General features: G+C 55.7%; 12 protein-coding genes. 3 read left to right on the top strand and 9 right to left on the bottom strand.

Translation table 11 applies throughout. The annotated features are described in order from the left end of the window. Positions 1-137: 137 nt before the first annotated feature. Both ACSHSR_RS13085 and folX read right to left on the bottom strand, forming a co-directional pair. Complete coding sequence (locus tag ACSHSR_RS13085) at positions 138-1037, bottom strand: TIGR01777 family oxidoreductase (RefSeq protein ID WP_208128217.1); 900 nt, start codon at positions 1035-1037, stop codon at positions 138-140. Positions 1038-1083: 46 nt separating this feature from the next. Next, positions 1084-1452 (bottom strand): dihydroneopterin triphosphate 2'-epimerase, encoded by a 369-nt coding sequence (gene folX, locus ACSHSR_RS13080; protein ID WP_479631522.1) that lies wholly within the window; start codon positions 1450-1452, stop codon positions 1084-1086. Between the two features lie 67 nt (positions 1453-1519). On the opposite strand from folX, the gene ACSHSR_RS13075 reads away from it, so the two are divergent. After that, positions 1520-2599, top strand: coding sequence for an AI-2E family transporter (locus ACSHSR_RS13075; RefSeq protein ID WP_479630819.1), 1080 nt, complete (start codon positions 1520-1522; stop codon positions 2597-2599). Positions 2600-2626: 27 nt separating this feature from the next. Continuing rightward, positions 2627-3553, top strand: a complete 927-nt coding sequence (locus tag ACSHSR_RS13070; RefSeq protein WP_475624402.1) for a class I SAM-dependent methyltransferase — start codon at positions 2627-2629, stop codon at positions 3551-3553. Here the strand turns inward: ACSHSR_RS13070 and ACSHSR_RS13065 are convergent. Both ACSHSR_RS13065 and ACSHSR_RS13060 read right to left on the bottom strand, forming a co-directional pair. Then, complete coding sequence (locus tag ACSHSR_RS13065) at positions 3547-3771, bottom strand: hypothetical protein (protein WP_025886758.1); 225 nt, start codon at positions 3769-3771, stop codon at positions 3547-3549. The two genes, ACSHSR_RS13070 and ACSHSR_RS13065, sit on opposite strands and share 7 nt — an antisense overlap. A gap of 562 nt (positions 3772-4333) precedes the next feature. Continuing rightward, entirely contained in the window at positions 4334-5404 is a 1071-nt protein-coding gene (locus ACSHSR_RS13060; RefSeq protein WP_475624404.1) for an alpha/beta fold hydrolase, read from the bottom strand. A 235-nt stretch (positions 5405-5639) separates the two neighbouring features. Here ACSHSR_RS13060 and ACSHSR_RS13055 point away from each other — a divergent pair, with 235 nt between their 5' ends. Beyond that, positions 5640-7553 carry a TonB-dependent receptor domain-containing protein gene (locus tag ACSHSR_RS13055; RefSeq protein ID WP_025010695.1) on the top strand — a complete coding sequence of 638 codons (1914 nt, stop codon included), beginning with the start codon at positions 5640-5642 and terminating at the stop codon, positions 7551-7553. Between the two features lie 151 nt (positions 7554-7704). Here the strand turns inward: ACSHSR_RS13055 and fhuF are convergent, their stop codons facing one another. From fhuF to ACSHSR_RS13030, 5 genes are read right to left on the bottom strand one after another with little or no spacing between them, the layout of a single operon-like run. Continuing rightward, positions 7705-8532 carry a siderophore-iron reductase FhuF gene (fhuF, locus tag ACSHSR_RS13050; RefSeq protein WP_479630818.1) on the bottom strand — a complete coding sequence of 276 codons (828 nt, stop codon included), beginning with the start codon at positions 8530-8532 and terminating at the stop codon, positions 7705-7707. After that, positions 8523-9398: an ABC transporter ATP-binding protein gene (locus tag ACSHSR_RS13045; RefSeq protein ID WP_335909990.1), complete on the bottom strand. Its 876-nt coding sequence runs from the start codon at positions 9396-9398 to the stop codon at positions 8523-8525. The genes fhuF and ACSHSR_RS13045 overlap by 10 nt, the downstream gene beginning before the upstream one ends. After that, the gene (locus tag ACSHSR_RS13040; RefSeq protein ID WP_226684063.1) at positions 9395-10456 is read right to left on the bottom strand and encodes a FecCD family ABC transporter permease; all 1062 of its coding nucleotides are present in this window, start codon (positions 10454-10456) and stop codon (positions 9395-9397) included. The genes ACSHSR_RS13045 and ACSHSR_RS13040 overlap by 4 nt, the downstream gene beginning before the upstream one ends. Then, positions 10453-11502, bottom strand: coding sequence for a FecCD family ABC transporter permease (locus ACSHSR_RS13035; RefSeq protein ID WP_208128212.1), 1050 nt, complete (start codon positions 11500-11502; stop codon positions 10453-10455). Before ACSHSR_RS13035 ends, ACSHSR_RS13040 begins: the two co-directional genes overlap by 4 nt. After that, on the bottom strand, positions 11499-12599 hold the full coding sequence (locus ACSHSR_RS13030; RefSeq protein WP_345873607.1) for an iron-siderophore ABC transporter substrate-binding protein: 1101 nt from the start codon (positions 12597-12599) through the stop codon (positions 11499-11501). Before ACSHSR_RS13030 ends, ACSHSR_RS13035 begins: the two co-directional genes overlap by 4 nt. Positions 12600-12608: the final 9 nt, after the last annotated feature.

The following is a 12608-nucleotide window of genomic DNA, read 5'->3' as shown; positions in this document are numbered from 1 at the left end:
GAGATTGAAATGACGCCAATGTCACGCCGAAAGTAGATACAGGACGCTGGTCCCCGGATGACAGGCTTATGCTGGCAATAAACCTGGTCAGCGCCATTGCTCGCAGTCAGAGTACCACGGGGACTTATTCACACCTTTTAGTCTTTATCGAATAAGGTCCTCATGGCGTGGTTGATTTCCGGATAGTTGAATTCAAAGCCGTCGGCCTGAGCATGAACCGGCAATACAAACTGACCCTCGGTCAGCAGGGTCGACATCTCACCCATGGCCAGTTGCAGGGCCAATGCCGGTGCCGGCAGACAAGCGGGGCGGTGCAGCGCTTTGCCGAGGGCCTTGCTGAAGTCGCGATTGCTGACAGGCTGAGGCGCAGTGGCATTGTATATGCCACGGCAGGCTTCATTTTCCAGCAGAAATTCAATAAGGCGCAGCAAGTCTTCGCGCATTATCCAACTCATTCCCTGACGGCCATGGCCAATCGGGCCACCAAGGCCCAGTTTGAAGGCAGGCTGCATTTTGGCCAAGGCGCCGCCATCCTTGCCAAGCACTATGCCGATACGAAAGATACAAACCCGAGTGAGATCGGCAACCGCTAGGGCTTTTTGCTCCCATTGGGCACAGACCCTGTGGCTGAACTCATCATGGGGCGTGGCGTTTTCGTCTATGGGCTCCGGCCCCTGACGCCCGTAAAAACCCACCGCCGAGGCGCTGAGAAAGACTTGGGGTTTCTTTTGGCTGTTGCGGACAAGTGTAGCCAACTGCTCTGTGATGTCCCAGCGGCTGTGGCAGATCCGCTGTTTCTGCTCATCGCTCCAGCGTTTGGCAACTATGGGTTCACCGGCGAGATTGATGATGGCATCTATCTCCTCAAGCAGTCCGGGTGTTTGCAGCGAATCTATGTAACGGGTTTGTGCCAGCGCCAGCTTTTGCTCGGCCGCCGCGGGGTTGCGGCTCAAAATAGTCAGCCTATGGCGTTTTGCCAGCCGCTGCGCCAGTTCTGAACCGACAAACCCGGTTGCACCTGTGAGCAAAATATTCATGCTTTCTCCCTGAATCACTGAAGGTTTCTCCAGAGTATAGACGGACTTACACCGGCTTACGGTAGCTCAGTTGCAGTGAAACCGAGTCGGCATATCTCAAGGCATGGGGCTTGTCGATTTCCACGCTGGCGAACTCTACCCATTCATGCTCGCTGGCCAGTTCCAGTACTTTCCCTGTGAGGTGTTCAAGCAGGGAGAAGCGGTTGTCTTCCACCAGGTTAATGATCGCCTTGGTGATGGTGCGATAATTGAGCGCGTGCTCCATGTCATCACTTCTACGCGCCTTGTCGGCACAGTAATGGATGCAGACATTGATGATCACATCCTGGCGATTGTTGATTTCCTCTTCCTTGATACCGATAAAAGTGCGCAAGCGCAGGTTTTTAATGCGTATAATAGCTAATTCGGGTTTCATCATGTCACTACTTTTTGTTGTTGATGCAACGGCTGATTGTGACAGAGATCAACAAGGAATTTCAATTATGTCATCAGCCTATCGTCCGTCCATGGCGCTGAAAGGATTTGCTGTCATGGCCTGCCTGGTCATAGTGCTGGCGGGAATTAAGGCCGCCAGCGCCATAGTGGTGCCTTTTGTGTTGTCAGCCTTTATTGCGGTTATCTGCAGCCCGGCCATCAATGCCCTGAGTCGTTACCGCGTGCCTCGAGCCCTGGCTGTATTTGTGTTGGTGGCGATCATTTTGTTACTTGGGCTTTGGCTGGCCTCTGTGGTGGGCAGTTCCATCAATGAGTTTTCCCAGCAATTGCCTCAATACCGGGCGCAGTTGGTGGAGCAATTTGCCTGGATATTGGACAAGCTCAAGGAGCTGAATATTCACATCTCCAAAGAGAAGGTGCTGGCCTATCTGGACCCCGGCATGGCCTTGTCTTTGACCACCAATACGCTTTCCGGCGTGGGCAATGTCATGGCCAACCTGTTTCTGATCGTGCTGACCATAGTCTTTATGCTGTTTGAGGCACAATCTTTGCCGCGTAAGGTGCATCTGGCGCTGGATGACCCCGAGATGCGTTTATCCCAGATTGAGCGCTTCTTGCAATCAGTGAACCAATACATGGTGATCAAGACCCTGGTCAGCCTGGCAACCGGTGTTATTGTCGGTGTCGGTCTGGCGCTGATGGGGGTGGATTATGCGCTGCTCTGGGGCGTAGTGGCTTTTTTGTTTAATTATATTCCCAATATCGGTTCTATCATCGCCGCCATCCCGGCCGTACTGCTGGCCTTTGTGCAGTTGGGCGCAGCGGGTGCCGGCGGGGTTGCCGCCCTGTATCTGGCAACCAATATGGTAATGGGCAATCTGGTAGAACCCAGATTCATGGGGCGCGGCCTCGGGCTGTCCACCCTGGTGGTATTCCTGTCGTTGATCTTCTGGGGCTGGCTCTTGGGCTCGATCGGCATGTTGCTGTCCGTGCCGCTCACCATGATAGTCAAGATAGCGCTGGAATCGAGCCAGAGTGGCAGTTGGCTGGCAATCTTGCTCTCGGACGATGCCAGTATTGCCGTGCGGGAAAATGCCGATAAAGAAGCGGTATCCAATGCCGAATAAAGGCAGAAATAAGAAGTTGAGGATTTCATGCAGTTATTTTTGGAAGCCATCACCGACCTGACACCAGGCGATGAGTGTGGCCGTTTGTTTCATGGTCGCGGCGGCCGTTATCCAGGCGTTGAGCACTTATGCCTGGATTGGTTTGAACCTGTGGTGTTGCTGACCGCCTTTAAACCCCTGACGCCGGAAGAGCTGGCGCTGGTTACCGAGCGTCTGCAATTACGCTGGCAAGCCTTGGGGCTGGCACTGAATCTGGTCTATCAATACCGCGCCGCCGGGCAGACCCGCACCGAGCTCATTGCCGGCGAGATACCCGAGCCACATCTGGCCAGCGAGCTTGGCTGCCGTTATCAATTGCATCTGTTACGGGGCCAGAATCATGGTTTGTTCCTGGACATGCGAAACGGCCGCGAGTGGGTGATGGCCAACAGTGCTCAGCGGAAAGTACTGAATCTGTTTGCCTATACCTGTGCGTTTTCGGTGGCGGCCCTCAAGGGCGGCGCCGATGAGGTGGTCAATATGGATATGAGTAAGGGGGCGCTCGGCATCGGCAAGCAAAACCATTTGCTCAATGGGCTTACTGCCGGCGCCCGCTTTCTGGGGCATGATATCTTCAAGTCCTGGGGCAAACTTAAAAAACTCGGGCCCTATGACTTGCTGATTGTCGATCCGCCCAGCAACCAAAAGGGCAGCTTTGTGGCAACCAAAGACTATCTGCGATTGCTGCGTCATCTGCCGCAACTCTTGAACCCGGGCGCCGAGCTGTTGCTCTGTCTCAATGCGCCTGAGCTGGACAGAGCGTTTTTGCAGAGCCAGGTCAGTGACGCCGCACCAGAACTTGAGTTTGTCAAACAGCTGGATAACCCACCGGCCTTTGCAGACCGGGATCCTGACAGGGCATTGAAGGTGTTGCTGTATCGCTATGAGGGAGAACCGGACTCGGATACTCAATAACTGAGGCGTTCAGAGATCAGGGATTGGCCGCCTTCTTCCAACAGGGCGGCTATGCCTTCAACATCAAAACTGCTCAAGCCGGATGCCTGGTGCAATAGCCTGTCCTGGACATCCAAGGGCATCTGCATCCTTTCCATAAACATGCGCATTCCCAATATATCGCCACTGGCCAGCAGGGTGGCGAGGGTTCGTGCTTCAAAGTCGACAATATGATTCATGGCGTCGTCCTCTTGCTGATTTACGGGCCGGGGAGGCCTCCTTTAAGCAATAGCAGTTGCAGCGCCCGCCGCTAGACCCAATGTGTTTAAAAAATTTCGCCTCAGAACCCAGGGGCATATCAAACTGAAAGTCTTTCAGCACTTCCTACATAACCGGTGGATATTTGAGCTTTTGAAGGTGGTTTTACCAGTTTGGGGTAACGAAAGTGAAAGTTTTCTGTAATTCTTTCTCGGGCCCTGTTATACTGGCGCCGCCTTAGGGGAAACACCCTGGGCTCCGAAAAGCCGGAATCGGGCATAAAGTGTCGTCGGGACCTGAACTTAACAGGAATCCAAGAAAAAGATACGCCCTGTACCCTACAGAATAGACTGGAGTTGTTATGGAAATTCATGAGTACCAAGATGCTTACTACCAACTGCAGGATGAAGTGATTGAATCACTTCCGGTAGAGAAAGACGAAGAAGCGTTTTTGGATTAAGCCTCAGCCAGGCAGCTCAAATCTTGAAAAAGCGGCAACCTCAGGGTTGCCGCTTTTTTTGTTGCCATTGAATTACGGATGAGTCATTCGAGGGTGGAGCCGGGGTAATAATGCTCGATAAGTTGGGTCAATATCCGCTGCTGTTGAGCAAGCTTTTGTCTTTGTGCCTGGCGCTGCAAGCCTTTGAGTGCATGATGCTGAGGCTTGATTTCAATACCCTGGCTCTCGCTCAAGTGCTTGAAGCGACTGACCACTTCAGTCACGCTGAAATCCTCGGCGAATATATCCAACTGTTGCGAGTGCATCAGCCAGCGAATACCTTGATAGACACCTATGTGAGGCAGGGAGTGATGATCTTCGTCACTGAAGAACTCGCTTTGAAATATAAGTTGCTGAGACGGCAGCGCCGACAGATGTTTGGCCAGCGCCAGATTTCGCTGTTTGTGGTAGTCATTGCGGCCAAGTCCGGGGGTGGTGGCCTGGTTACTTATCGCCATGTACAGGGGCTTGCCTGTTAGCTTGCCCTGAGTGAGTGCCTGCTCGAGCTCATCGGCATAAGTCGGGCTGTCGTACCAGAGACTGGCATCCAGCACCAGGTAAGCATTGAACATAGGCTGTTGCCGGCGCAGCGCCTCCAGTGCCAACAAGCCTCCAAAAGAGTGACCGATAAGCACAGTAGGGCCGGGCTGCCCAAGCCTGGTATTCAGCCAGGGGTTAAGTTCCTGGTCGAGAAAGTCGAGAAAAGCGCCGGCATTCCCCGATTGCTGATAAAGCGGCCCTGCGGGTCTACCACCGGGTAGTGTTTCCAGTTTCACCGGAGTGAAGTCCCGAATACGGTTACGGTTGATGATGCCGACTATGACGCCTTCAGGTATCGCAGGATTAACCCCCGAAGCCAGATAATCCAGCATGGGCGCAAGATGCTCAAACTGCTGCTCGGCATCCAGGATCACATAACGGGCAAAGCTCTCGCTGTGCCTGGCGTCCCAGTGTTTGGGAAGGCGCAGTAATACTTCCCGCGATTCTCCCAATATGTTGGAGTTCAGCGTCAGTCGCTGTTGTTTCCCGGCGCCTTCTTTATCCAGGCTTTGGGCGCTGCAGCCTACCAGCAGACCGAACAATAGCGTCAGAGAGATAAACAGTGATTTTTTCATGGAAATTTTTACTCGGTAAAGGTGACATTTTCAGCTTGAAATTCAGCCCTGATGGGCTTTTGAGTGGCCTGGCTCACATTCGCATCATTACATTGTAAATGATAACCAATATCATTCCTATGTTGTAAAGATTATGCTACTTTTTCGCGCCATGGAACCAGGGGCTTTACCTGGATTTACCCAAAAGCAATAACTTACAAGGCGCAATCGTCGCCGCGATAATCGGGGGAATAGAATGAAACTGGATAAGTGCCGCAAACTGCTTACCTTGAGCCTGGTCGCCATGGCTGTCAGTGGTTATACCCAGGCAGATGAAGGTGAAATGGAGCATATGGTCGTTACTGCCAGTGCCAAGGATCAGCAACTCAGCACTGCACCTGCCTCAATCTCGGTGATCGATGCCGAAGCGATTAAGCTGATGCCGGTCAAAGATCTGGGGGATGTGCTGAGAAACAGTGTCGGCGTGAATGTGGTGACCAACGACTCGGGCCGAAACAGCATCTATATCCGTGGTATGGATGAAGACTATGTACTGATGTTGATCAACGGCAAGCGGGTTTCTTCTTCCAATGGTCTGTGGCGCGGCGGTAACTTTGACTTGACCGCTATCCCCATCGACGCCATCTCCCGGGTGGAGATTGTCCGCGGCCCCATGTCGGCTCTCTATGGTTCAGATGCGGTTGGCGGGGTCATCAACGTGATCACCAAGGCGCCAGATGATGACTGGCAACTGGTACTCGACAGCGAGTACAGTTGGATGCAGGACGGCGAGGGCGGTGATCGCAGTCGTACCAACCTGTTTGGCTCGGGCAAACTCACAGATAATCTGGGGCTGATGTTCACCGCAGAGGTGGCCGAGCAGGACGCCTGGTTGATGCCCGAACTGACCCCGAATCAGGACACCATAGAAGAGCGCAAGACCCGCAAGCTCTATGGCTCGCTCACCTGGCAGTTGGCAGACAATCAATCGCTGGACTTGGATTATCAATACGATAATGACAAGGTGCCCTTGACCACTTTTGCTGCCAATTCAAAACGCGAGCAGAAGATAGAGCGCAACACCTTTGCTCTGACTCACAGAGGCGAGTGGAGCTGGGGTGGCACCGAGCTTTTGGCCAACCTGGAAAAGTCGGATATCTACGACTACAACAGTCGCTATTCGCTGCAGCCCCCTCTGGGACGCGACATCGAAGAGAAAAACACTACCTTCAGAGGCTCAGCCTTCTTTAACCTGTGGCAGCAGGACTGGACAGTCGGCGCCGAGTACTTTGAAACTGAAGTCGACGATCCTGTGCAATATCCACTTACCGGTGGTGACAGTGTTGAACAATACTCGCTGTTTATTCAGGATCAGTTCGATTTCCTGGATGATTTCACCCTGACCCTCGGCGGCCGCTACGAAGACAACGAAAAGTACGGCAGCCATTTCAGCCCCAGGGCGTATCTGGTTTACCGTGCTTCGGATGCACTGGTGCTCAAAGGTGGTGTCGGCACGGCATTCAGGGCTCCGGCACTGTTTGAATCATCTCCGACTTTCTCTTCAGTCAGTTGCCGCGGCGCTTGTACTGTAGTGGGCAATGCAGATCTTGAGCCCGAAACCAGTGTCAACTATGAGCTGGCAGCCTTGTGGAGTCAGCCTTCCTATGAGCTGTCTGCAACCTTGTTCCATAACAAGGTGGAAGATCTGATCACGGTTTCGGCTTGGGATGGCTCCAGCCCAACCCGTACTTACTACAACGAATCCAAGGTGACTTTGCAAGGGGTAGAGCTGACCGCCAGCGTGGATATCACGGCGGATCTCGGTCTCAAGGCAAACTACAGTTATCTCGATACCGAGACAGGTGACGGTGATGAACTCACTGGTCGTCCACGCCAGAGTGCCAATGTGCAACTGGATTGGTATCTCACCGACGATTGGCAGCTGTATGTTGCCGGTAACTATTTCGGTTCATATTTGGATAGCAGTGCCGTGCGTCAGGATGGCTACAGCCGCTTCGATATCGGCAGCAGTTATCGGGTGAACGATCACCTGAAACTACGCGCAGGGGTAACCAACTTTACCGACGAGCAACCGGCCGAGGAAGACACCAACAGCGATATGATACTGCAAGGCCGTGCCTTCTTTGTCGGTGTCAGCCTGAGCCTCTAAGCATCTGGGCCTACTCCCGGCCTGAATCCTTTAAATAGCCAGGATTGCAATAAGAAAAGCAGCGACTTGTCGCTGCTTTTCTTTTGGCCAACATTTTATTTCTCCATCGAAAGGCTCAGGTGATAACCACCAACAGGCATTGAGCCGTAACCTAACCGCAGGCCTTTTGCCCTTTGCCTTTGCGACCATCTTTATCCAGCGGGCAATCGGCGCACATTGGGGTGCAGGGAAGCTTGTGCCGCAGGCAACAGGCGATACGCGGGCTTTGCTGCTGCTTGAGCCTTAGCTTTCGCCAAAACGGATGGGCAATCGGCGTAACATGGGTACGTGGCTGTAGCTCAGCTTGCTCGAACATCTCTCTTATCAATTGCCTACGCCAACTGACGGGCAGTGACAACTCACCCAGATACCAATGCACAATATAGGCTTGATGGCTGAAGTGCAGCTTTGATGGCACTGGCCCCAGCGCTGCCAGACGCTCGACAATCGGAATAAGCAACCGCTCTAGTAAGCTTTCCCAACTGGCAAGTTGCCCGGCAGGAGCCGGATGGCTGACATCCGCATCAAGCAGCAGATAAAAAGTTTCTGCCCGGCCGTTATCAAAAGATTCAAGGTACCAGTTGTCACTGCAAGCTGCTGATGTTATGGCGCGGTTAAGTGCGCTGCCGGGCTGACTGGCAAATAACCACAGCAGCAGGGGGGGTAGTTGCAGGCCGAAAAACCACTGACTCCACATGGAGTGCAGTGCCCGGGCGTCGATCTCGGGCTTTGTGGCACAAGTCGTGGACACCTTGGCTTGATAACTCAGGGCAAATTGCTGCAGCAGCGCCGGGTAATGTGCCTGGCTCAAGACCGAGTTCAAGCTGATGGCTTCTTGGGGTAACTGCTCCAGACTCTCTATGGCCTTGAAGTGCTCGCCATAGAAGGCGGCTTTTTGCGCCAGTAGTTGGTTGAGCTCGCTGGCAATACTCATTCCCATGACGGCAGTCCTCCGGTGGCAGTGTTGGTCGAATCCTCGCCGTCATGGTGTCCGGCAGATCTGGGGTGTGCTCTGGGCCTGGGGATAATCATCGGGCAGTTGGCCTCGGGATCTGTGATTATGCTGGCATTGATATCGAACACCTGTTCCAGCAGGGCCTCGGTCAACAGTGACTCAGGCGCGCCGCAGGCAATCAGCTTGCCATCACGCATCAACAGCAAGTGATCGCCGTAGCGCAGAGCCTGATTGATGTCGTGCAGCACCAATACCAAGGTGCGCCCCTGATCCACCAACGCTCGGCAAAAGTCGAGTACTGCCAGCTGGGCGCGGATATCGAGAAACGAGGTGGGTTCATCGAGCAGCAGCAAGTCGGTTTGCTGCGCCAGCACCATCGCCAGCCAGACTCGCTGTTGCTGGCCGCCCGAGAGCTCGGCCACAGGCCTTTGTGCCAGTGTCGTTAACCCTGTGGCAGCCAGGGCTTGGGCAACCGCCAGCTCATCTTGCTCTGACCATTGGTGCCACAGGCTCTGATGAGGGTAGCGGCCGCGACTGACCAGCTCCTGCACATCTATTCCTTCCGGCAATTCCGGCTTTTGCACCAGCAATGCCAGCTCCCTGGCTCTGGCCTTGTTGCTCATCTGTGCCAAAGGGGTGTGACCCAAGATGACCTGGCCGCGTGTGGGCGGCAGTACCTGGCTCAAACACTTGAGCAGGGTCGACTTGCCACAACCATTGGGGCCAAGGATCACCGTCAGCTTACCCTTGGGGATGGCCAGGTTCATGGCGCTTATGATGGGCCGCTGGCCGTACTCGAGATAAAGCTCATGCCCACTGAGGGCAATGTCATAGTCAGGGTATTGGGTCATGATCTTTCTCCTTTCAGTCCCTTGGCCAGTTGCGGTTGTCCCCGGATTTCGCGGCTCAACAACAGCGCCAGATAGACGCCGCCGATGAGGGCGGTCAATACGCCCACCGGCAGCCTTTGGTTGCCCGGCAGCAATAAGGTGAGGGTGTCGGCCCCTAGCAGCAACAGCGCGCCTATCAGCGCCGAGCGCAGCAGTGCCAGTTGACGATTGCCAAAGCGGGCCAGATGTGGCGCCACCAAGGCGACGAAGGCTACAGGGCCGGCGCAGAGTACGGCTCCCAGCGCCAGCAAGGTGGCAAACAGCAGCGCCAGTGTTTGGCTTTGGCGCACCGGGTTGCCAAGCGCCTGAGCCAGTTCCTGGCCCAAGCTCAGCAGTGACAGACGGCGGGAGAGCAGCAACAGAGCGGGCAGCGCCAGCAGTAACACTGAGGTTATCAGCAGCACATCACCCCAGGTGCGGTGTGCCAGACTGCCGGACAGATACCCCAGCATCTGCTGCGCTTGCTCTCTTTGCACCAGTGTCAGTACAAACTGCACCAGGGCGATGGCAAAGGCGTTGATAGCGATGCCCATCAGCACCAGATTGCGGGAAAACTGCCATTGGCGTCCGAGTCCTGCGAAAAACAGCAGGAGCACAACCCCAGTGCCCAAGAGGGCGCCGGGCAGCAATGGCAGTTCCGGCAGCCATAATAACCAGAGGACGGCGCCGGCACTGGCGCCGGCATTGACCCCGAGAATATCCGGGCTCCCCAGCGGGTTACGGCTCAGACTTTGAAACACGGCGCCGGAGAGTCCCAGCGCCATGCCGGCGCCGAGGGCGCACAGGGCCCTTGGCAGGCGTGATTGCCACAAAAGCCAGTTTTCATAGTCGGAAGCTTCGGCAAACAGGGCCTTGGCAAGGCTCACCGGCGCCAGGCCCTGATGTCCCAGCATCAGGCTAAGTAGCAGTGCACCGACGAGCAAAAGTACAGCCAGCAAGGCAGCCCTTATGGCGCCGGTGGAGGGGGCTCTTAAGGTTATCGGGCCCCATTGCCAGATGGGAAAACGGGTGTGGTTCATGACGCCTCCTTCAGGTTTTGCCCTCGGGCCATCAGGTACAGAAACGGCGCTCCCAGCAGGGCGACCATGATGCCGGTCAGCAGCTCGGCCGGCGGCATCAATACCCGCGCCAACAGATCTGCCAGTAACACCATGGCGCCGCCTATTAAAGCGGCTCCCGGTAATAGCAGGCGGAAATTGAGTGTCAGATAACGCCTGGCCAGATGGGCACTGGCCAGGCCGACAAAGGCCAGCGGGCCGACAATGGCGGTGGCTGCGGCGCACAGCAAGGTGGCACCCAGCCAGGCGAGCAGCCCCTGCCAGCCCTGTGAGGCACCGAGCGCCTTGGCGGTATGATTATCCAGCAGCATCAGATTCAGCGCCGGTGCCAGTAGCCACAAGAGTGCCGCGGCGGGCAGCAGATAGGGCCAGAGCGCATGAAACTCCGGCCAGCCCAGCCCGGACAGGGAGCCCGCCATCCAATACCTGAAACCATCAAATAGCTGCGGGTTCAGCAACACTCTGGCCTGGACATAGGCCCCGAGCACGGCGCTGATGGCGGCGCCGGCCAGGATCAGCCTGACCGCCGCGGATTGCCCCTGGGATTGCTGCGCCCTGGACATCATATACACCAAGGCGCTGGCCAGCAGCGCTCCGGGCAAGGCCTGCCAGAAGAGACTCAAACCCGCTGTTGCGCTCCATAGCCCCAGAGTGACCAGAGAGGCGCTGGCGCCGGCATTGACGCCGAGTAGGCCGGGATCCGCCAAGGGGTTGCGGCACAGCGCCTGGATAACGCAACCGGCCATTGCCAATGCCATGCCGGCCAACATGCCGCACAGCAATCTTGGCAGCCTTGCCTGTAACACCAGCGACAGATGATCGTCTGCGGCCGGTTGCCAGAGCTTGCCCAGCATAGTCAGCGGTAGTGTGCGGGCGCCAAAGAGCAGGTTGGCCAATACCAGCAGCGCCAGTATCGTCAGCAGCCCAAGCAGGGTTACCGCGTTACGTCCAAGACGGTTCTGGGACTGGGTAGCTCCATGTTGCAGAAAGATTTTTGGGTGTGTCATCCCGGCCTCCAATTTTTATTCGATGGCGCGCCTGTATCTGCGTCTGTCTGTGTGTCTTGATGCCGGTATTGGCGAGGGTTTTCTTTTTGCTCTGCCAGGGTTTGTTGCAGTTGCGGCACCAGCTTGGGAATAGCCCATTTAACGCTTAGCAGCGAGCCGTAGGAGCTGGCCATCACCAACGCCGGGTCGGTTATTGCCAGATACCGACCGCGGCGCATGGCGGGCAGACGACGGATAACCGCCATGGCTTCCACCTCGGCTCTGGCCTTGTCCGAGCTGTACCAACTGAGCAGCAGCTCGGCATCGTCCAGCATGTCGGCGTGCTCCAGTCCTATGTGGGCGGCGAAGTGGCCTCGGCTGGCATTGAGCCCAAAAAGTTGTGGCGGCAATACAAACCCCAGCGCCAACAGCAGATCCACTCTGGGATCGCCTGTGACATAAACCGAGAGATTGCCAACTCGACTGGCGGCATTGATATAGGCCAGGCGCACGCCATTGAACTGAGGATTTTCGGCGGCGACTCGGGCGATATAGGCCTGTTGCTGTTTCAAAAGTGCTTTGGCCTGCGCTTCTTTGCCGAGCGCCTTGGCTATCAGTTCCACCTGCTGCTTAACCGGTGTCAGCCAGGGTTTGTCCGGATAGGCGATGACGGGGGCCAGAGCGCTCAGCTGCAAAAAGCTTTCGCGGGTGATACCGGACTGGGGCGCCAGAATAAGATCCGGTTTCAACGCCAATAATTGCTCCACATCCAGTTCGGGGTAACTGCTGATGATGGCGGGCAGCGGCAGCTCTTGCGCTTCCAATGCCTGGCGAAACCAGGGCAGATAACCCTCTGCATCGCCGCCCCAGTAATGGGGTTCAATGGCGATGGGGACAACCCCTAAGGATAGGGTCCAGTCTTCGGCCCCGGCTCCCAGGGTCACTACGCGCTTGGGCGGCGACTCGATACAGCTGGTCCCGTGGGCCGTGGTAATGCAAACAGGATAACCGTCTTGCGGCGGTGTTTGGGCTTTGGTTTGCTGAGGGTCATAACAGCCCGTCAGCCCCAGGCTCAGAAACACGACAAGCGCCAACAGGCGCCTTGCTTCACACAACATATTTGTTAT

The organism is Shewanella sp. VK101, assembly GCF_056497865.1.
The sequence above is the reverse complement of the archived record's forward strand: the minus strand, read 5'-3'. Positions and strand labels throughout refer to the sequence as shown.

Coding starts and splice junctions, on each gene's coding strand:
- ACSHSR_RS13085 (WP_208128217.1), bottom strand. CDS start 1,037: ATGAATATTTTGCTCACAGGTGCAACCGGGTTTGTCGGTTCAGAACTG.
- folX (WP_479631522.1), bottom strand. CDS start 1,452: ATGAAACCCGAATTAGCTATTATACGCATTAAAAACCTGCGCTTGCGC.
- ACSHSR_RS13075 (WP_479630819.1), top strand. CDS start 1,520: ATGTCATCAGCCTATCGTCCGTCCATGGCGCTGAAAGGATTTGCTGTC.
- ACSHSR_RS13070 (WP_475624402.1), top strand. CDS start 2,627: ATGCAGTTATTTTTGGAAGCCATCACCGACCTGACACCAGGCGATGAG.
- ACSHSR_RS13065 (WP_025886758.1), bottom strand. CDS start 3,771: ATGAATCATATTGTCGACTTTGAAGCACGAACCCTCGCCACCCTGCTG.
- ACSHSR_RS13060 (WP_475624404.1), bottom strand. CDS start 5,404: ATGAAAAAATCACTGTTTATCTCTCTGACGCTATTGTTCGGTCTGCTG.
- ACSHSR_RS13055 (WP_025010695.1), top strand. CDS start 5,640: ATGAAACTGGATAAGTGCCGCAAACTGCTTACCTTGAGCCTGGTCGCC.
- fhuF (WP_479630818.1), bottom strand. CDS start 8,532: ATGGGAATGAGTATTGCCAGCGAGCTCAACCAACTACTGGCGCAAAAA.
- ACSHSR_RS13045 (WP_335909990.1), bottom strand. CDS start 9,398: ATGACCCAATACCCTGACTATGACATTGCCCTCAGTGGGCATGAGCTT.
- ACSHSR_RS13040 (WP_226684063.1), bottom strand. CDS start 10,456: ATGAACCACACCCGTTTTCCCATCTGGCAATGGGGCCCGATAACCTTA.
- ACSHSR_RS13035 (WP_208128212.1), bottom strand. CDS start 11,502: ATGACACACCCAAAAATCTTTCTGCAACATGGAGCTACCCAGTCCCAG.
- ACSHSR_RS13030 (WP_345873607.1), bottom strand. CDS start 12,599: ATGTTGTGTGAAGCAAGGCGCCTGTTGGCGCTTGTCGTGTTTCTGAGC.